The 19,723-nt window shown below is 64.2% G+C and carries 14 protein-coding genes and 2 pseudogenes; 3 read left to right on the top strand and 13 right to left on the bottom strand.

Annotated features, from left to right (window positions below):
• Positions 1–26: 26 nt before the first annotated feature.
• Both ACQVLG_RS21880 and ACQVLG_RS21875 read right to left on the bottom strand, forming a co-directional pair.
• Positions 27–1,413, bottom strand: a pseudogene (locus ACQVLG_RS21880) (NarK family nitrate/nitrite MFS transporter).
• Positions 1,410–2,654 (bottom strand): MFS transporter, encoded by a 1,245-nt coding sequence (locus ACQVLG_RS21875; RefSeq protein WP_230538357.1) that lies wholly within the window; start codon positions 2,652–2,654, stop codon positions 1,410–1,412. Before ACQVLG_RS21875 ends, ACQVLG_RS21880 begins: the two are co-directional and overlap by 4 nt.
• A 283-nt stretch (positions 2,655–2,937) precedes the next feature.
• On the opposite strand from ACQVLG_RS21875, the gene ACQVLG_RS21870 reads away from it, so the two are divergent.
• Positions 2,938–3,483 carry a GNAT family N-acetyltransferase gene (locus tag ACQVLG_RS21870; protein ID WP_474290982.1) on the top strand — a complete coding sequence of 182 codons (546 nt, stop codon included), beginning with the start codon at positions 2,938–2,940 and terminating at the stop codon, positions 3,481–3,483.
• Positions 3,471–3,848, top strand: coding sequence for a SirB2 family protein (locus ACQVLG_RS21865; protein ID WP_474290981.1), 378 nt, complete (start codon positions 3,471–3,473; stop codon positions 3,846–3,848). The genes ACQVLG_RS21870 and ACQVLG_RS21865 overlap by 13 nt, the downstream gene beginning before the upstream one ends.
• Positions 3,849–3,852: 4 nt before the next feature.
• Here the strand turns inward: ACQVLG_RS21865 and ACQVLG_RS21860 are convergent, their stop codons facing one another.
• The 3 genes from ACQVLG_RS21860 to ACQVLG_RS21850 form a co-directional block, all read right to left on the bottom strand.
• Positions 3,853–6,318 (bottom strand): TonB-dependent siderophore receptor, encoded by a 2,466-nt coding sequence (locus ACQVLG_RS21860; RefSeq protein ID WP_474290980.1) that lies wholly within the window; start codon positions 6,316–6,318, stop codon positions 3,853–3,855.
• 84 nt (positions 6,319–6,402) lie between these two features.
• On the bottom strand, positions 6,403–7,380 hold the full coding sequence (locus tag ACQVLG_RS21855) for a FecR domain-containing protein (protein WP_474295752.1): 978 nt from the start codon (positions 7,378–7,380) through the stop codon (positions 6,403–6,405).
• Entirely contained in the window at positions 7,380–7,892 is a 513-nt protein-coding gene (locus ACQVLG_RS21850) for a sigma-70 family RNA polymerase sigma factor (RefSeq protein WP_230538241.1), read from the bottom strand. Before ACQVLG_RS21850 ends, ACQVLG_RS21855 begins: the two co-directional genes overlap by 1 nt.
• A gap of 250 nt (positions 7,893–8,142) precedes the next feature.
• On the opposite strand from ACQVLG_RS21850, the gene ACQVLG_RS21845 reads away from it, so the two are divergent.
• Positions 8,143–8,655, top strand: a complete 513-nt coding sequence (locus ACQVLG_RS21845; protein WP_474290979.1) for a hypothetical protein — start codon at positions 8,143–8,145, stop codon at positions 8,653–8,655.
• 10 nt (positions 8,656–8,665) lie between these two features.
• Here the strand turns inward: ACQVLG_RS21845 and ACQVLG_RS21840 are convergent, their stop codons facing one another.
• The 8 genes and pseudogenes from ACQVLG_RS21840 to ACQVLG_RS21805 all read right to left on the bottom strand — a co-directional run.
• Entirely contained in the window at positions 8,666–9,241 is a 576-nt protein-coding gene (locus tag ACQVLG_RS21840; protein WP_474290978.1) for a DUF3472 domain-containing protein, read from the bottom strand.
• Complete coding sequence (locus ACQVLG_RS21835; protein ID WP_474290977.1) at positions 9,129–9,887, bottom strand: DUF5077 domain-containing protein; 759 nt, start codon at positions 9,885–9,887, stop codon at positions 9,129–9,131. Before ACQVLG_RS21835 ends, ACQVLG_RS21840 begins: the two co-directional genes overlap by 113 nt.
• A gap of 105 nt (positions 9,888–9,992) precedes the next feature.
• Positions 9,993–11,384 carry a Gfo/Idh/MocA family protein gene (locus ACQVLG_RS21830; RefSeq protein WP_474290976.1) on the bottom strand — a complete coding sequence of 464 codons (1,392 nt, stop codon included), beginning with the start codon at positions 11,382–11,384 and terminating at the stop codon, positions 9,993–9,995.
• Between the two features lie 66 nt (positions 11,385–11,450).
• Entirely contained in the window at positions 11,451–14,243 is a 2,793-nt protein-coding gene (locus ACQVLG_RS21825; RefSeq protein ID WP_474290975.1) for a TonB-dependent receptor plug domain-containing protein, read from the bottom strand.
• Positions 14,195–14,500 (bottom strand): carboxypeptidase-like regulatory domain-containing protein, encoded by a 306-nt coding sequence (locus ACQVLG_RS21820; RefSeq protein ID WP_474290974.1) that lies wholly within the window; start codon positions 14,498–14,500, stop codon positions 14,195–14,197. The genes ACQVLG_RS21825 and ACQVLG_RS21820 overlap by 49 nt, the downstream gene beginning before the upstream one ends.
• 491 nt (positions 14,501–14,991) lie before the next feature.
• On the bottom strand, positions 14,992–17,952 hold the full coding sequence (locus ACQVLG_RS21815; protein WP_474290973.1) for a TonB-dependent receptor plug domain-containing protein: 2,961 nt from the start codon (positions 17,950–17,952) through the stop codon (positions 14,992–14,994).
• A 99-nt stretch (positions 17,953–18,051) separates the two neighbouring features.
• Complete coding sequence (locus tag ACQVLG_RS21810) at positions 18,052–19,212, bottom strand: NPCBM/NEW2 domain-containing protein (RefSeq protein WP_474290972.1); 1,161 nt, start codon at positions 19,210–19,212, stop codon at positions 18,052–18,054.
• Positions 19,213–19,327: 115 nt separating this feature from the next.
• Positions 19,328–19,708: pseudogene (locus ACQVLG_RS21805) on the bottom strand (DUF5110 domain-containing protein); the annotation flags it as partial.
• Positions 19,709–19,723 lie beyond the last annotated feature (15 nt).

Raw genomic sequence — 19,723 nt, 5'->3', positions numbered from 1 at the left:
TGCGACCTGCCAGGCGTTTTGCTCACTTAACAAGGCATCGGCGCGTTTTTACGGGCGTAGCACCACCAGGTGATGGCGATGCAGCTGACATAAAAGCCGATGAAGCACCACAGGGCCGCGTCGGGGCTGCCCGTCAGCGCAATCGAGGTGCCGTAGCTTTTCGGGATGAAGAAGGCGCCGTAGGCCGCCACGGCCGACGTGAAGCCCAGCACCGCCGCGCCTTCCTTGTTGGCGTCGACGATCGCTTGCTCCTGCGCCGCCTTGCCCTTGCCGGCCGCCGCGCGCTGGTGCTCCGTCAGGAAAATCACGGGGATCATGCGGAAGGTCGACGCATTGCCGATGCCCGTGCCGGCGAACAGCAGCATGAACATCCAGAAGAAGCCACTAAAACTACCACCCACGCCGGCCTGCGGCATGAAGTACAGCACGCCCAGCACGGCGCCTATCATCAAGAGGAACGACCACAGGGTGACGCGTGCGCCGCCCAGTTTATCGGAAATCACGCCGCCGGCCACGCGCGCCAGCGCACCGACGAGGGGACCGAGGAAGGCGTAATCGAGCGGATTGACGTCGGGGAACTGGATCTTGATCAGCAGTGGGAACGCGGCCGAATAGCCGATGAAGGAGCCGAAGGTGCCCGTGTACAGCCAGCACATGAGCCAGTTGTGCTTGCGCTTGAAGATCACGGCCTGCTCGGAAAACGAAGCCTTGGCCGAGGCCAGGTCATTCATGCCGAACCAGGCCAGCAAAGTGGACAGCGCGATGAACGGCACCCAGATGAAGCCCGCGTTTTGCAGCCACATCTCCTTGCTCACGCCATTCTTCACCCAGGTGAGCGAATCGCCGCCCCAGGCGCCGAAGACGGCGAACGTGATCACCAGCGGCACGACGAACTGCACCACCGACACGCCCAGGTTGCCCAGGCCCGCATTCATGCCCAGCGCGAAGCCCTTGCTCGCCTTCGGATAGAAAAAGCTGATGTTGGCCATCGACGAGGCGAAATTGCCGCCGCCGAAACCGCACAGCAGCGCCAGGATCAGCATGGTCGGATAACCCGTGTTCACGTCCTGCACGGCCAGGCCGATGCCGATGGCGGGAATCAGCAGCGAACCCGTGGAAATGGCCGTCCAGCGGCGGCCGCCGAAGATCGGCACCATGAACGAGTAAAAGATGCGCAAGGTGGCGCCGGACAGGCCCGGCAAGGCCGTCAGCCAGAACAGCTGGTTGTTACTGTAGGTAAAACCAGATGTTGGGCAGGTTGACCACCACCACGCTCCACACCATCCACACGGCGAACGCCAGCAGCAGCGCGGGAATCGAAATCCACAGATTGCGCGCGGCCGTGGCCTTGCCCGTGCTTTGCCAGAAGCTCGGGGTTTCCGGTTCCCAGGTATTGATCATATAGCGGCTCATGCTTTAACTCCTGCAGGTTGAGTAGTTGGTGCCGCGCGCAGCGGCTTGAACGAGAAATGCATCCAGACGAGGGAAACGCAGACGGTGCCGTACAGGAGCATGAAGGAGCTCGAACGCACGCCCGTGAAATCCACCAGGGCGCCGAACATCACGGGCAGGATGAAGCCGCCCAGGCCGCCGGCCAGGCCGACCACGCCCGAGACGGCGCCGATATTGTCGGAAAAATCATCGCCGATGAACTTGAAGACGGACGCCTTGCCGACAGCCATGGCGATGCCGACGATGAACAGCAGCACGGTGAACCACAGCGGCGACAGGCCGATATGGAAGGCCAGCGGCCCCGTGACGGTTTCCACCACCATCTGCGTTTGCGGATACGACAGCAGGAAGAAGCACACCCAGCACACCCACATCACGGCCCAGGTCACCTTGGCCGCACCGTATTTGTCCGAGATCCAGCCGCCCACGGCGCGCAGCACGCCGCCCGGCAGCGAGAAGCAGGCGGCCAGCAGCGCCGCGTGCTTCAAGTCAAAGCCATATTCGGCCACGTAGTACTTCGTCATCCACAAGGCCAGCGCCACGTAGCCGCCGAACACCACCGAGTAGTACTGGCAGTAGCGCCACACGCGCGGGTCCTTCAGCACTTTCATCTGCGCCGAAAAACTTTCGCCCGATGGCGCCAGGTGCGATTTATCCGTGAACGAAAACAGCCAGAAGATGATGGCCGTGGCCAGCATGGCCACTGCATACACCTTGGGCAGCATTTGCCAGCCGAAGGCGGCGACGATGCCCGGTGCGACGAACTTGGTCAGCGCGGAACCGGAGTTGCCGGCGCCGAAAATGCCCATCGCCAGGCCGCGGCGCTCCTTTTCATACCAGCGCGCCACGTACGGCGTGCCGACGGAAAACGAACCGCCCGCCAGGCCGACGAACATGCCCAGCACGAGAAAGTGCCAATAGGCGGTAGCGTAGGAAATCAGGTAGATCGGCACCACGCTGGCCAGCATCAGCAGGAAGAAGACGCGGCGTCCGCCGTATTTGTCCGTCCAGATGCCCAAGGGCACGCGCACGAGGGAACCCGTCAGCACGGGCATGGCGGCCAGCAGGCCGAATTGTGTTTCAGTCAAGCCCAAGCTGGTCTTGATGGGGATGCCCAGTACGGCAAACATCATCCAGACTGCAAAGCAGATGGTAAATGCGAAGGTACTGCTGACTAACACGGAAAACTGCTTGCGCCGCATGCCGGGTTCGACTGCCTTGTTACTACTGTTGTTCTTAGTGCCATCTAGGGTAGCCACGATGTTTCTCCATGAATGCACTGGCCGTCTGGCCAGCCGTCCCGACCAGCTTACGTGGCAGAGGCGAAAGGCACTATCGGCCACAGGGTGATTCTGGAAAGGCAATCTGGATAGCCGCATCGGCAAAAGTGACTAGATGGCGGGGGATGGACCTAGCCTGGATGGCGGGTGTTTTACAAAACGGCGCATTTTTGGCACACTCGGCACCGGCACAACGGGGAGAGGCATGGAAAACAGAACGCAAGCAGATGAAATCGTCACGCGCATGGCCGGGCATGGCGATGTAGAAGCCATGCTGGCTTGCGACGCCTATGCCCAGACGCACCCGGAGCGTGGCCAGGCCGTGCGCGCCGCCGTGGGCCACGGCCGCTGCCAGGTGGCCATCCGGGCTGGCCAGGTGGCCGGCTATGTCCTCACGCACGGCGACTTCTTCGGCTACGGTTTTGTCTCGCTGGTGATGGTCGCTCCCGGACAGCAGCGGCGCGGCGTAGGCTTGCGCCTGCTGGCGGCGGCCGCAGACGCGTGCACGAGGCCAAACTGTTCACCTCGACGAACCAATCCAACGGCGCCGCGCAACGGCTGTTCGCCAGCGCTGGCTTCGTGCGCAGCGGCCAGATCGACCATCTCGACGAGGACGACCCTGAACTCGTGTACGTCAAATTTCTGCATTAGGCCCGTCTCATCCCGACGGCGTATGGCGCAGGACGCCAAAGGCGGCTATGCTGGCGCCACCATCAATCAACGCCCACCACCTCTCGCATGGATTATCTGAGCCTCAAGCATTTCCACATGGGCTGCGCCGCCGCCAGCGGCGCGCTGTTCCTCTTGCGCGGCGCCTGGATGCTGCGCGCCTCGCCCGCCTTGCAGCAGCGCTGGGTGAAAATCCTGCCGCACCTGGTCGACACGGCCCTGCTGGCCAGCGCCATCACCCTGGCCGTGTGGAGCGGCCAATCCCCGGGCAACCAGCCCTGGCTGGCCGCCAAGCTGGGCGCGCTGGTGGCCTACATCGCGCTGGGCACCATCGCCCTGAAGCGGGGCAAGACGCCGGCCGTGCGCGGCGCCGCTTTCGCGGCAGCCGTGCTGGTCTTCGCCTACATCATCGCCGTGGCCGTGACCAAGCAGGCCTGGCCATTCTGATACATCAGAAGAGGTAACGCAGGGTGACGCTGGCGTTGCGCGGCGCGCCCCAGTAAGCCTGGTTGTACATGCCGAGCTGGCTGTAGTAATGTTTGTCGAACACGTTGTTGATGTTCGCCTGCAGCGACAGCTGGCGCGACAGCGCATATTTCGCCATCAGGCTGGCCACGGCGTAACCGCCCTGCTCCACGCGCTCCGTACCCGTCGGCCCGGTGGCGTCGCGGTAGGCGCCGCTCTGCCAGTTCACGCCGCCGCCCACCGATAACGCGCGCCAGTCGCCACGCAGCTGATACGTGGAAAACACGCGCGCCAGGGTCTGCGGCACATAGCTGTTCAGACGCGCGCCCGTGTTGTCCTCAGCCGCCGCATGCGACACGCTGGCCGAGACGTTCCAGCCCTTGGCCAGCTCGCCCGACACGTCCAGTTCCACACCCTTGCTGGTGGTGCCCGAGGCCGCGTAGTACGCCTGCGTCAGCGAATTGCCGACGAAACGGCCCGTGTCTTCCTGCGCCAGGCCATCCTGCGCGATGCGGAACACGGCCAGCGCCGCATTGAGCCTGCCGCCGAAATACTCGCCCTTCACGCCCGCCTCCACATTCTTGCCCTGTACGGGATCGAGGTAGCGGCCGAACCGGTCCTGGTAGCCCTGCGGCTTGAATATCTTGCTGTAGCTGGTGTACAGCGCATGCTGTGCATCGATATCCCACACCAGGCCCGCGTACGGCGTGACGGCGTGCTTGGCATAGCCGTAGCTGCCGCCCCAGTCATCGACGTGGTCCGCCTTGTAGCGGCTGTAACGCGCGCCGACGATCAGCTTCAAGGGATCCGCCAGCGAAAAGCGCGCCGTGCCATAGATGCCGCGCTGCTGCACCGTGTCGAGCAGCTGCCAGCGCGAGAAACTCGGATCATTCCAGTCAGGTTCCGGCGCCACGCCCTGCCACTGGTAGAAATTGCCGTAATCGACGCTGCTGCCGGCAATCCCCGGATAGCTGGAGAACTGGTTGCTGCCCGAGACGCCGAACGCCAGGTCGTGCGTGCGGCCCAGCAGCTGCACGGGGCCCTGCACATAGGCGTCGACGCTGTCCTGGCGCCGCGTGCCAGCGTAAAAACCGGCGTAGCCCGTCACGCCTTGCCCCGTGGCCTTGTCCGGCCAGGTATTGGCGAAAAGCTCGGCGGCCGAATAATTGCCCCAGCCGTGATTCAGCATGGCCGTCAGGTTCCAGCCGCTGCCCAGCTCCTGCTCCAGGCGCACAAAGGCCGTCTGGCTGGTGCTGAACCAGCGGCTCCAGGTGGTCGCCGTGGTGGCGGAGCGGGAAAGCGTGGCGCGTTCGCCATCCGCATACCACAGCGGCAAGCCGCCATACATGCCGCCGCGCGGGCGGTTATCCTGGTATTCATAGCCGGCGATCAGCACGCTGCCGGGCGCCAGGTCCGCTTCGATGGTGGCATACGCCATGGCTTTCTTGGCGTGATACAGGTGCACATACGATTCGCTGTCCTGGTAGCTGGCGACGACTCGTCCGCGCACCTTGCCGTCCGCACTCAGGGGCGTGGACAGGTCGGCGCTGGCGCGCGCATTGTTCCAGGAACCCAGGCTCAGGGCCGCATTCCCGGCCAGCTGCCTCGATGACGCGCGCTTGCGCACCAGGTTGATGGTGGCGGACGGCTCGCCCGCGCCCGTCAGCAGGCCCGTGGCGCCGCGCACGATCTCGACCCGGTCGTAAGCCGTCATGTCCAGGGTGCTGTCGCCCACGCTGAACGCATTGTCGACCGTGGTGGGAATGCCGTCGTACTGGTAGCTGGCGATGGAAAAGCCACGCGCGAAGAACGAGGTACGGTCGCTGTCGTAGCGGTTGATGGCCACGCCGGCCGCGTTTTGCAGCACATCTTCCACCGTTTGCAGGTTCTGGTCATCCATCTGCTGCCGCGTGACCACGCTGACGGCTTGCGGCGTTTCGCGCACCGACAAGCCCAGGCGCGTGGCCGAGCGCATGGTCTGCGTCGTATAGGAGCCGCTGCCTTCCGTCGCGCCATGCGCATCGGCGCTGGCACTGACCTTCATCTCGGGCATGGTCTGGCCGCCATCGACCGCCGCCACGTCGAGGACATAACCGCCATTTGCCTGCGGCACTGCGCGCAAGCCCGAGCCGGCGACGATGGCGCCCAGCGCTGCAGGCACGCTGTAGCTGCCCGCCAGGCCGGCGCTGCGCTTGCCCGCCACTGCGGCGGCCTGGTAGGAAATCATGGTGCCCGTCTCCTGGCCGAAGCGCACCAGCACCTGTTCCAGGGTGCCGGCGGGTATCGCCAACTCGATGCGCGCCGCATTGGCTGCCTGGGCAACGGGGGCGGCGGCCGAGGCGCCGCCAGCGGCGAGCAGCCACAGGGCCTGGCTGGCTGAGGCCAGCGCCGCCACGCTGCGGCGGCATGTGCTGGAAATGGAAGAAGCGTAAATAGGTGTTGTGCTGGGCATGCGGACTGTTTTCCTGAAAGTGAATGAAGGGTTCACTTGCTATGTCACGCGAAAATCGAAAACCCCTCACTTTTCAGAAAATAATTATGGATGCTGCCGATGTGGCATCACGGTCACCCAAAAACGCGTGGTCTGGCGCACGTCGACGGGCAAGGTCCGCGCCAGCATGTCGAGTACTTGCGTCGTGTCGGCCAGCGGGTAGATGCCCGACACGCGCAGATGGGCGACGGCCGGATCGCAGGCCAGGCGCCCCTGCCGGTAGCGGGCCAGCTCGCCGATAAAATCGGCCAGCGGCATGTCGTGCGCCACCAGCATGCCAGCCGTCCAGGCGTCCGCGCCGGCAGGCAGGGACTCGACGGGCCCGACGCGGCCGGCCGTGAACGTCGCTTGTTCGCCCGCCTGCAACCGGCGCGCGGCGGCGGGCGGCGCCTGTTCCGGCAGAATATCGACGGCGCCTTCGAACACGCCCAGCCGCGTGGACTCGCCGCCGGCGCGCACGGCAAAGCGCGTACCCACCGGTTGCAAGCGGCCTTGCGCCGTTTGCACGAAAAACGGCCGGCCCGCCACGTCGCGCGCCGTGCGGATCATGATCTCGCCTTTGAATAACGTCACCAGGCGCTGGCCCGCGTCATAGCGCACGTCGATGGAGGTAGCCGTGCCAAGGGTGATGCGCGTGCCGTCTGCCAGCACGAGGCGGCGCAATTCGCCCGTGCCGGTGCGGTAATCTGCCAGCCAGAAGCGCGCCTGCTCGTCGCCGCCCGCCAGCCATGCGCCCCCGCCCACGGCCAGCAGCGCCAGCAGCTTGAGCGACTGCCGGCGCGCCGCATTCGCCTGCGCATGCGCGGGCTTGCGCGCCAGGGTGCCGTGCGCCAGCGGCGCCGGCAAGGCTCGCATGCGCGCCATGCAGCCTTCCACATGCTGCCAGGCTTGCTCGTTTTCCGGGTCGCTGCCGCGCCAGGCGCGCCAGGCCTGCTCCACTTCGGGCGCGCAATCGCCGGCCTGCAGGCGCACCAGCCATTCGACCGCCTGCAAGCTGGCCGCTTCCGGCGTCAAGCCGCCCATCACGGCGCCGACGGGGAAAAGAAGCACTGGTGCATGGCCTTCACCAGATAGCGCTGCACGGTGGCCAGCGAGACATTCAGTTCCAGCGCGATGGCCGCCTGCGGCATGCCATCGAGCTGCGACAGCAGAAAGGCGCGGCGCACGGCAGGCGCCAGGCCGTCGAGGCGGCGGTCGATATCGAACAGGGCTTCGAGCAGGATCGCTTGCGCCTCGGGATCGGGCGCGCATTGCGCGGGCAGGCTGGCCAGGGTTTCCAGGTAGGCCGCTTCCAGGTCGCGGCGGCGGTACAGATTGCCCAGCACGCCCTTGGCCACCGTCGTCAAAAAGGCGCGCGGCTCGCGGGCGGCGATGCTTTCTTCGCGATTGAGCAGGCGCATGAAGGTGTCGTGCGCCACGTCGGCCGCGTCAAACGCATTGCCCAGCTTGTGCCGCAGCCAGCCTTGCAGCCAGCGGTGGTGTTCGTGATACAGGCTGCCCACCTCCTGGTGGACGCCGGGTTGGGCAGCCGACACGTCGCAACCTCCCTGATTCGCAAATAATAATGATTCGCATTCTATATCCATGCGGGGCTGCGGCGCAAGCGGCCTGCAAAGGCTTGTTTGACGCGCTTCTTTCCAACATTTCCTTGCTGATCGTCTCCGGTGGCGTAGCCCACATTGCAAGTTCTGCAGAGCGCGCCCAGATACGCGGCAATGATAGTATTGGCAACAGCCCAACAAGCTGGCCTCCCTGGCCATGCATCCACACTATTGAAAGGTAAACATGCTGTTATCTGAACTGCTGACCAAGCTGACCTGCGGTGACCTGGAAGGAGAGGAACTCGACGAAGCCGTCACCGCCATCACCGCTGCGCCCTCCGCTCCGCGCGACGAATGGATCGACAGCGATGCGCATGCCTACGCGGTGGCGATCCTTTGGCACCTGGCTGGTTATATGGCGTCGGGCGACAAGCTCGATGAGCTGCACGAACAGATACAGGACATGTTCGACGAATTCCCCGACTTCCCGTACGCAATGCTCGAGGGAGGCGACGGTAGCGCGCTGCCCTATTTCGAGTGGCTGGACGCGGAACTGGCGCAGCGCGCCGTGGACGAAGGCGGCTATGACCTGATCCAGATCGACGGCAACGGCACCGACCAGATGGATGCGCTGGTCGTGTACCGGCGCGATACAGACGACATCATCCAGGCGGCGGCATTGATGGGAGTGACGATAGGCCGCCCGCTCACTTACTATCGCGGCATCGAAGCGATGGTGGGCAAGCGGCCGGGGTAAGGATCAATGCCTATTGCATCGGCAAGGCGCTCACGTCGACGGCGGGCGCCTGGCCCGTGGCCGGACGCGTGAAGCTCTGGCCGGTTTTCACGACATCGGCAAAAAAGCCGCCGTTATGCAGGTAGAACCTGCCGTTTTCCAGGCCGCCCGCGTAATCCATGCGCTGCGCATTGGTGGCCGTGGCGTCGCCGGTGAACCTCCCCGCCGTCACTTCGGACCAGGTGCCGGCAACGTTCCTCGCCCACTGGTTGCCGAACTGGACGCGGCGCTCCGTATAGCCCAGTGTATCGATGAAGTTCTCGAGGAAGGAATGCATGCGCGTCAAATAGGTGGAAATCGCCGGCCGCTTCCAGGTGGCGATGTAGCGCCACTGGCCCGTTTCCGGCGCAAAGAACCAGGCCGAATAATCGCTGCTGCCCTTGCCGTCCGGCCGCGCGCGCGTGATGAAACGGTACGTCATGCCGGCCGTCCAATTATATGAAAGGTAGGTTTGTCCGCCCGTGCCCTCGCCGCCAAACGCGTTGTCGACCACGCCGGCGCCCTTGCTGACCAGGGTGGTTTTCGCGCCATTGTCGGCGTCCCACACGGAGAACCAGGATCCAGCGCTCGCTGGGCGACTTGACCTGGATGCCCATGTAGCCCTGGCCAAAGCCGTTGGCCATGAAATAGGAGCCGATGGCGTCCTGGCCCTTGGGTATCGTCATTTCGTTATAAAAGTACTCGGTATTGGCCGGCACCGTGTAACCCATGTGCACGGACGGTCCGCGCCGCGACCAGTAGTAATTGGCCGGGTCGTTGGCATACGTGAGCGCCGCGTTCGCAGTCACCTTCAGCGCGGCGACCTCGCCGAACGTGGCCTTTGCGCGCGTCAATCCCTGCAAGTCCACCTTCACATAGCCGGCCGCCGGCACATTGACCGTACCGACGGCGTAAGTCTTGCGCGCCTTGCCGGCCAGTCTGACGTCGAACGGCGTGCCGTTGATCTTCACGCGGATGGTGCTGTTGCCGCCGTCGGCCAAGCTGGCATCGAGCGCCACCTGGACGGGGCCCGCTTCGGCCACGCGGAAGTAGGTGCTGGCGACGGCAGCGGGATTGCTCCAGCCGGCCAGGCCATGTTCTCCGATGACGGCGCCTGTGTCGCCGCTGGTGATGAAGGCGTTGCCCGCCAGTTCCACGGTGGCGGGTGCCGCGAACGCCACGGGCATGACCAGGCAGGCGGCCAGCAAAGGCATGGCGGGCAGGACTGAATGGAATAATGCACTTCTGTGTTTCATCAACGTCTCCCGGGATGGAAAAAACCCGCTACGGCGGCAGGCGCGGTAGCGGGTCGTTAAGGCTTAGTACTTGCCGTCGAGGGCGAAGATCGGCTTGCGCGATTTCCACTGGCCGCCCGTGAAGTCCGGGAAGTCCAGGGTCTGGAAGTTGGCGGCGATAGATTGCTCGGACAGGGGCGTGATGGCGCTCCACGTCACGGCATCGTAGATATCGATCGGCATCGGCGCGTTGGCCTTCAATGCTTCGACGAAGGCGTGGATGACGAAGAAGTCCATGCCGCCGTGGCCCGCGCCTTCGGCTTGCGCCGCGTATTTTCGCCAGACCGGGTGATCATACTTGTCCTGATAAACCTTGAAGTCATCCCACTGGTGCGGCTTGCTGACGCCTTCGATGTGGATCGAGTTGTTCAGGTCCATCCACAGGCCGTCCGTGCCTTGCACGCGGAAGCCCAGCGAATACGGGCGCGGCAGGCTCGTATCGTGCTGCAGGATGATGGTCTCGCCGTTTTCGCACGCCAGGGTGGTGGTGACGACGTCGCCCAGCTTGAACTTGACCTTGGCGTTCGCATGCTGCGCGCCGCCCGGCTGCTTGACGATGTAGTCGTGCAAGCCGCGCGCCTTGGTGGCGAAGGCGTTGATGCGCGTGAAGCGGTTGCCGCGGTTGATGTTGGTGTACATGGCGCATGGGCCGATGCCGTGGCTCGGATACAGTTCGCCATTGCGCTCGACCGAGTGCTGCGTGCGCCAATGGGCTTCCGACCAGCCCTTTTCGCCGAATTCCACGCCGCCGCCATACGGCTTGGCCGGATTGCCGCTGTTGAATTTGACGGCGCGCAAATCGTGCTGGTAGCCGCCCTGCAGGTGCAGCAGTTCGCCGAACAGGCCTGCGCGCACCATCTGCAGCGCAGCCATCACGTCGCGGCGGTAGCACACGTTTTCCAGCAACATGTAGGGCGTACCCGTTTTCAGCTGGGTATTCAGGACATCCCAGTGGTCTTGCAGGGTGATGCCGGCCACCACTTCGCAGCCGACGGCGATCTTCGCCTGCATGGCGGCGATCGCCATCGGTGCGTGGAATTCCCATGGCGTGGCGATGATCACGCCATCGAGGCCGCCCGCGTCCAGCATGCGCTTGTAGGCTTTCTGGTCGCGGTCTTCGCCATACGTGCGCGGACGCGGCTTGCCGGCTTTGGCCACCTGGCCCAGCGCGTGTTTCAGCATGATCGGCTCGATATCGCACAGGGCGACTACTTCGACGTCGTCGCGGCGCACCAGTTCGGCCAGCAGCACCTGCCCGCGCATGCCCGTGCCGATCACACCCAGGCGGACCTTGTCGCGGCCGGCGGCAGCTGCGGCGCTGGCGTCGCCAGGCAGCAAGGCGCTGCCGGCCATGGCGCCACCGGCCAGCGCGGCGCTGGCGGACAGGAAATTGCGTCGATTGATTTGTGTTGTCATTGGTCTCTACTCGCTTCCGTTGGTAATGATCGTCGCCGGCCCGCCGCACAGCGGGCCGGCTGCAGTTTAATAGGTGTATTCCGCCGTGAAGCGCACGGAACGCGGTGCCATGCGTCCATCGACCTGCAGGTAATTGCGGGAGATGGCGCCATGGTCTTCGCGCGTTTCGGTATAGCGGGTCACGGTCTGGCTGTTGAACACATTGAAGACGTCCACTTTCAGGCTCAGGCCCTTGACGGCGCTGGGAGTATAGGCCACATTCATGTCGAGCTGGGTTTGCCACGGCAGGCGGCCCTGGCTGCCGCGCGGCGCCGGCTTGCCATTGCAATAGAAGTAGGAATCGTCGTAATCTTTCTCGAACCTCAGGTTGTCGGGCAGCGCGCCGATGCAGTTGCGCGGTGCGCCCGAGGTCAGCGACAGGTTGGCGCCGACCGTCACGTCCGGGATGACCTGCATGAAGCCATACGCCTTGAAGGCGTGGCGGTGGTCGCCCGGCAGGTAGCCATACGCGTTGTACATCAATTCCTTGTGGTCGTCGCTCACCGTCAGGCCCACGTCGCCGCCGCCGATGCTGTCCGTCTGGCCTTCCATATTGCCCTTCAGGCCGGACAAGGTGTAGGTCAGCTTGCCGTACCAGCCATTCGTGTACGGGTGCTCGATGAACATGTTCAAGGCGCGGTAAGTGCGCGATGGCAGCGGGTTGCCCCACTCCGCCGCCGAAATATCCACGCGGCGCAGGCCCTTGCCATCGTCAAAGTCCACCATCAGGCTGTTGTCGCGGCCCGGGTTGATGATGGCGCACTGGAAGCCGCTCCACTTGCCCGTGTCGACGCCGTTGCGCGTGGCCCAGGCCTGCAGCGGACGCTCGTCGCAGACATCGTCGTTGGTGTCGTTCAGCTTGCGGTACAGGAAGCTGGCGCCCACCACCAGTTTCTTGCTCAGGGCGCGTTCGAAGCCCAGCGAGAATTCATCCTGCGACAGCGGCTTCAGGCCGACGGCCGTCACTTCGCGCGCATCGCGGCTCTGGCCATACGCGTTGTTGGCCGAATACGGCTTGCTGATGGCGTGCAGGCCCGTCGGCGCGCCCGTGACGGGATCGACGCCCGTATAGGTGAACATCTCGCTGGTGGCCAGGAAGGGGCTGGCCATGTTGCTCGACAAATTCGATGGCACCGGCAAGTGGTAACGGCCGCCGTTGGCGAAGAATTTCAGGGTGCCGTCGCCCAGGTAATCCCAGGTGGCGCCCAGGCGCGGGGCGATCATGTTGCGCTGCGAAATGAAGGCCACGCCATCGGTGCTGTAGTTGGTGAACTGTTCGCGGCGCAGGCCCAGGTCCAGCAGCACCCGTTCCGTGACTTGGTAGTGATCCTGGATGTACTGCGCCGATTGCACGCTGGTCGGACGCGCCAGGTTGGCGTTCAATTCCTTGCTGACGTAATAGCCATCCTTGCCGTAGCCGTTGCCCTGGGCCGGCGTTTCAAAGGCGCCGTTGATCAGGAGCGTCGGATCCTTGACCTTCTCGTACCTCCAGCGGTAGCCGCCGGCGAGGCTCAGGCCCACTTTCGATTCCACGTCGATGCGGTCGATGCCGCCGCGCAGCGAATGCTTGCCCAGCTTGTATTCCAGGTCCAGGCGCTTGGCCTTCTGGCGGTCTTCCGACGACGGGTCGACCAGAGTACCGGTCACCGTTTGCGGATTGGTGTACGTCAGGCCAGGCACCTGGGTCGATTCATTCGACGACGTTTGCGCCAGCAGCGGATTGTAGCCTTCCGGGGTACGGCGGTGCGAAGTGCGCGACTGCCCCATCATCGCCGTCACCGTCAGGTTGTCCGTCAGGTAGCCCGTGTACTTGAAGATGTCGACATTCGCGCCCGGCGCGGCCGACGAGCCGCAGCAGTTGATGGTGGTCTCGCTCCCGCCGCCAGGCACGTTGTTGCGTTTCAAGGTGGCATAGTCGAAACCATAGCTCTGGCTGTCCGTAGTCGTGCGGTCATACAGCTTGGTATATTCAAAGTGATGGTCGTCCGTCAGGTTGTAGTCCAGCTTGGCCATCATGCGGTCAACCTTGCTCTTGCTCTCGCGCCAGCCGTTCGGCAGCACCTTGTCGACCAGGTCGTCGCGCGCACCGGCGACGGCGCCGCCGTCCGTGCGCGTCTGTTCCAGCGCCACAAAGGCGAACAGCTTGTTCTTGATCAGCGGTCCGCTGCCGTACAAGCCGACGACCTTGCTGGTGCTGCCGTTATCGCGGTTCCAGTACTTCAAGGTGCCATCCGTCTCCGGATTAGCGCCCGTGTTCGGGTAATACCGGTTTTCCGTCGTGCCCTTCAGCGAGCGTGGGATGATGGAGACCTTGCCGCCGAATTCGACCTTGTTGCCGCCGCTCTTGGTGGTGATATTGATCACGCCGCCCGTGGAGCGGCCGAATTCCGAACCGTAGCCGCCCGACAGCACCTGCAGGTTGGAGATCGCGCCGAACGGCAGCTCCGAGGCGCCCACCTGGGTCAGGAGGTTAGTGATGGGGAAGCCGTTGACGTAGAACGCATTTTCGGACTGGCCCGAGCCGCCGATCGATGGTGCATTGCCATACACGCTGTTGGTGCCGCGCGCCACGCCCGGCGTCAGCTGCACGATGGAGGCGACATCGTTGCCGACTGGCAGCGCTTTCAATTCCTTGGCCGTGAAGATCACGCCATTGTTCGTGTTCGATACGTCGATCGGATTGCGCGACGCCTTCACCACGACGGTCTGCTCCTGGCCCACAGTGCCTGCCGCGCTGGCCGGGCCGAAGTTCGCTTCCGCGCCCGCGCCGATCAGGGCTTCGACTTCCTGCGACGCTTCCACCGACCCGGCGCGCAGCACGCGCACACCGCATAGCGGCCCGGCGGCATGGAGTTGGCCACATAGCGGCCCGACGTATCCGGCGTCAGCGTACGCTGCACGCCCGTCGCCAGGTTTTCCAGCACCACGGTGGCGCCGGCGGGCGCGCTCACTTCGCCGAAAATGGTACTCGTGGCGTTCGACTGTGCCCAGGCCTGGCCTGGCACGCCGGCCGCCAGGGCGATCACGATCGCGGCGGCGCGGCTGATGTCGCGCAATTTGAGTCGGGTGGTATGCATGTGTCTCTCCGTCTATATCGAGGGTTATGCGCGCCCTCCCCGCTCCAGGGCGAAGTCGGGGGGATGCAATTTTTATGGTGAGCGTCGGAAGGTAGAGCCAGGCAGCCGTCCCTTCCGGGAAATCAGTCCGTTTCGGCTGATTTTCGTTTTCTTGGGAATACTTTAAAAAGAAAAATAAGTATCGTCAATAAAAAGAAAGCCATAACGCAAATTTATCTCTAAAACGAGCAAATAAATGCCATTTATCTTTCACTTTAATGAACAATGCCGCAGATAACTTTCGTTATCGTGGTGTAACAGATACACGCGCACGCAAGGAGGCCGTCGGAAGCGCATAATTCGCGCAGTAATGGGGAGAGAAAAACGCGAAAGACGACAGGCCAATCGCCTTTCACTTACGTTTATCTTTCGTATTGCGCATTTCGGAATATTGTATTTTTCTTTTCATGGCAATACCCCGGCCCGCAGGCAGGCCGGGGCGGCGTCACGCCTTAAAAGAACTTGTAGCTGGCCGAGAGCGCAAACTGGCGTCCGAACAGGTCCTGGCTATGGTTGTAGCCTTCCCAGCCGTTCGGGTCGTAGTACGGCTGCTTGTTGAACGCGTTCTTCACGTTCAGGCCCACGTCCAGGTTCTTCACCGGCTTCCAGCTGAAGGCCAGGTTCACCGTCGTGTACGACGGCGCGCCCTTGCATTGGCCCGCCGGCAGCGCCACCGAGGCGGCGGTGCAGTTTTCCGGCGTGTTGTCCTTGTCCCACGGGCCATAGGCCCAGCGCGTCTTGCCCGAATAGTTGATGAAGACGCTGCTGACGAAGTTGCGGTAGCTCCAGTCGGCATTGACCGTGGCGCGGTAGCGCGGCGAATCGTAGTAGCCGACGGTATTGCCCTTGATGTCGCTGCCGTCTTCGCTGTCGTGGGTGTCGCGCTTGCGGATGGTGGCGGCGATGCCGGTACTCAGCTTGCCCCAGTCGCCGAGCGCAAAGCGCGTGCGCGCATCGATGTCCACGCCGTCCATCAGGGTGCGGCCGCGGTTCGAATACGAGTTGATCAAGCCGCCCAGGTTGCCCACCGAGTAGCCGGGAACGCCGCCCGCGCACACGCCCGCGTTGGCGGGATTGGCGCACATGGCCGCCACCGCCGCCATATTGCCCCGGTCCGTGTCCGTCAGGTCGTTGCGGATGGCGCTGGGCGTGCCAGCCAGGGTCGGGCCATACTTGTCCACCAGTTCCGTAAACAGCTCGTTGAAGTCCTGGCGCACGATCTCGTCGCGGCGGTTGATGAACCAGTAATCGATGGAGATGCTCACGTCCTTGGCCGGCTGCAGGACCAGGCCCACGGTGGAAATCTTGGCCTTTTCCGGACGCAGGTTCTGGTTCGGCGGCGTCAGGCCGCCCACCGTCGTCGAGCAGTTCGAATTGAGCAGGCTCTTGCCCAGGTCGGCGTCCGTCGCCACCTTCGATTTCATCAGCGCGCGCGCCATGGCATTCGTTTCATCGCAGCGCACCGTGTCGCGGATGCCGCCCACCTGCGCAAAGACGCCGCCCGAGCCCGATTCAGCCAGGTTGGGCGCGCGGAAGCCTTCCGAATACGTCCCGCGCAGCATCAGGTCGGGCCGCGCGCGCCAGATCACGCCCAGCTTGGGCGCCAGGTTGGCGGAAAAATGCGGGTATTTGTCCAGGCGCGCGGCCGCATTGACTTCCAGGGTGTCGCTGAGCGGCACCACCACTTCGCCAAACACGGCGGCGATGGTGCGCTTGCCATCGAACCAGGAACCGCCCTGCTGCGTGATCAGGCCATTGGCCGCATCCGCGTTGCCGGGAGTGAGAAAGCTCTCGCGCATCACGTTGGTGCCGACAGCGGCGCGCACTTCGCGCTCGCCCAGTTTGAACAGCGTGCCTTCCAGCTTCGCGTCCCAGGTCATCAATTTGGTCCAGGATTCGATGGCGAAGGTCGGATAGGCGGCGCGCACCAGCGCCGCATTGGCCTCGCTGATTTCGCCGAACTTGTAGGCGGGATTGTCCGAGATATACGTGCGCCCGCTGACGGGGTCCTTGGTGAACGGGCCGAACGCCTGCCTGAAGCCATTGATGTTGATGTTCGCCGTCTGGAACAGGGTGGAATGGCTGCCCGCCACGCTGAGCGCCGTTTCAAAATCCCAGCCGCCGCCGATGCTGCCGCGCAGGCCGACGAGCGCGCGGTAGTTTTCATCCACGTTCTTCTGGCCGAAGTGGCCCGTGGCATCCTGCAGCAGATAGTTCAAGCCGGCCGCGCCGCCCATCTTGGCCAGCATATCGGCATCGAGCTTGCCCTTCAGGTAGACGTTGTTCGGACTCAGGAAAGGCGTGGCGAAGGTATTGAGGGTATTGCCCGTGTTGCGCGCGAACCAGTTGTTCGTGCTGCCGCTGTTGAAGCTGGACGGGCCATTCTCGCCACGCATCTTGATGTGGGTGAAGGCGCCTTCCGCGAACGCTTCCATGTCGTTGCCCAGTTTCAGCCGGCCGCTCAGGTAGGCCGTGGCGCGCTCCGAGGTGGGGCCAGTGTCGAGCTGGTTGGGCAGCGCATTCCACACGCAGCGCGTGCCCGACGCTTCGGTGATGCTGGTGTTGCAGCCGGGCGCGGCGCGCTGGGTGCGCGCATTGTTGCTGGCCTTGTCGAAGACAAAGAAGGTCCCCGGATTCATCACGCCCGGCTCACTGCCCACGCCCACGCGCATGTTCGGGATGAAATTGGGATTGTTCGCATAAAAATACGAAGGACGCTTCTGCCACGTATCGGCCAGCGCGATGCGGTCGCGCTGGTAGACGTTGACGGAACCGTAGATGTTGTAGCCGTCGCTGGCCAGGTCGCCCAGGCCATACAGCACGCTGGCCTGGCGCTCGCCATAGGCTTTCACGCTAGGCGAAAACTCGCCGTTGGCGCGCGCTTCCAGGCCTTGATACGATTTTTTGGTGATCACGTTGATGACGCCGGCCACTGCATCGGAGCCATACACGGCCGACGCGCCATCCGTCAGGATTTCCATGCGCTCGATGGCGGCGGCGGGAATGGCGTCGATATTGACGAACATGGTCTGGAAGCCGGCCGGCGCGCCGTAGAACGACAGGCGGCGGCCATTGAGCAGTACCAGCGTGCCCTGCGCGCCCATGCCGCGCAAGTTCGCCTGCGAGCCGCCGTCGGACCCCGTGAACATCGAGCGGAAGTCCTGCTGCGCCGGACGGGCCGCAGGCAAGTTATCCAGCACTTGCAGCAAGGTGAGCGCGCCCATGTTTTCGATCTGCTTGGCGTTGATCACCTGCACGGGCGACGCCGTTTCCGCGTTGATGCGCTTCAGGCTGGAGCCCGTCACTTCGACGCGCGCCAGTTTTTCCTCCTCCGCCGCCAGCGCCGTTGATGCCAGCGCAGTTGAGCACAATCCTACCGCCACCATGGCGGCCATCAGTTTTTTCAAGTGCATTCCCGACTCCCTTTTATAAGTGATTTGTTTTCGTAAGGCTGCAAGAGCCCCTCCCCGGTCCAAAGAGGGGCTCGATTTGGTGAAATGAAGTGATTGCGGTTAGCGCGGCTTGACTGTCGCGCCTTCCGTGCCGGTCAGTACGGCGTTGGCCCAGTTGCCGCAGACCTGGGCCGGGTGGGCGCCGCGCGCGCCCAGGGTGCGCAAACTGAGGTGGCTCAGGCCGCGCACGTCAATCTCGGGTTTGACCACCCCGGGAGCCGTGACCAGGCCGCTGTCATACAGCAGCCGCTCACCGCTCCAGACCTGGAATTGCAAGCCGCCGGCGCTGCGGCAGCTATCGTCCACGCCCAGGTCGGCGCGCAGCAGATTCCAGTTACCCGCCAGCTGCAAGTCGATGCGGCTGGCAGGCCCCACGCCGAGGCCCTTGCGGAACCACAGCCCGTTCATGCGCATCTCGGCCGCCTTGCCGGCCGGCCGGTCTTTCGCGATGTTCTTCGGCAGCGCCAGGTCCGACAGGTAGCGCTGCACCTCTTCTCCTTCGGCCACGCGGTGCTCGAGCACGCGGAAGGCGGACAAGGTGACGGGCGCCACGTCGGTGGCCAGCGCCGCGTCGAACGCGCGCGCCACCGGGCCCGTTTGCGCCGCCGTCACCATCGGGTCGGTGGACGCCGCGCCATCGCCTTCCGGATTTTGCGTGCTCATGACACGGAAGCGCAGCAAGCGCCCGGCCGTGGCGGGGAAATTGATCGTCTGCCTGCCTTCCTGCAGTTTCAAGGTGCCGCGCGCAAGCGCCGCGCCCCATTCACCGTTGTTGTCGCCGATGTAGATTTCGTAATCCCGCACCTGGCCATGCTTCCAGTGCTGGTCGTTGCGCGGCGCCAGTTCGATGCCGTCCACCAGGCGCCGTTCCGTAAAGCCGATCACCCATTCGTGCGGACCGCTTTTCACGGACGGGCTGCGCACGGTGCGGAACCACGTCTCGGGCTTGCCGTCGAAGGCGTTTTCCAGCGGATAGCCGCTTTCTTCCGCAGGACGCGCCACCACCTGCATGGCGTCGGCCGGCAAGGCGCGGCCCGGCACGGGCGCGGCGGGGAAGTCGGCGTCCAGTCGCGCCACGGCCTGCGCACCGGCCACCTGCAAGGCCAGGGACTGGCGGATATCCTGCGCCGCCACTTTTACGTGCAAGGTGCCTTGCCTGTCTGCCGCGTCGAAATACCAGCCTTCGACCGCCTTGTCGTAGGCGGCACGATCGGCGGACACCGCGAGCAGGCGTTCGCCCGCCCTGACGGCTGCGGCTGCCGGGCGCTGGGCCCGCCAGCATGCGCAGCGCATAGCCGCGGCGCGCTTCCTGGCCCTGGTAATTGCCATCGACGGCGCCGATGTCGACCTGCACGTCGCCGCCCGTCTGGCGCATGCGGATGACTTGCTGGCTGAAGGCGCCGCCCTGGTACTGGCGCGTGTTGCCGTCGTCTTCATACAGGGTGTATTCGGAATCGCCGTGCGGGTAGATATCGAGCGTCAGCTGATCCTTCGGCTTCTGGCCGTCGTACAGCATTTCCGGGTACATGGGCAGGATGGCGCCGGCGCGCACGAACACGGGCAGCTTGTCCAAGGTCACCTGCATATCGAGGTCGCGCCCTTTCGCGCCGGCCGTGGCCTGGCGCCCATCCCAGTAGTCGTACCACGTGCCCTGCGGTAAATGAATGCCCTTGCGCCAGCCGCCGCTGACGGCCTGGCTGCGGTAGACGGGCGCCACCAGCACGTCGCGGCC

The organism is Janthinobacterium sp. TPC_1 (assembly GCF_056037845.1).
The sequence above is the reverse complement of the archived record's forward strand: the minus strand, read 5'-3'. Positions and strand labels throughout refer to the sequence as shown.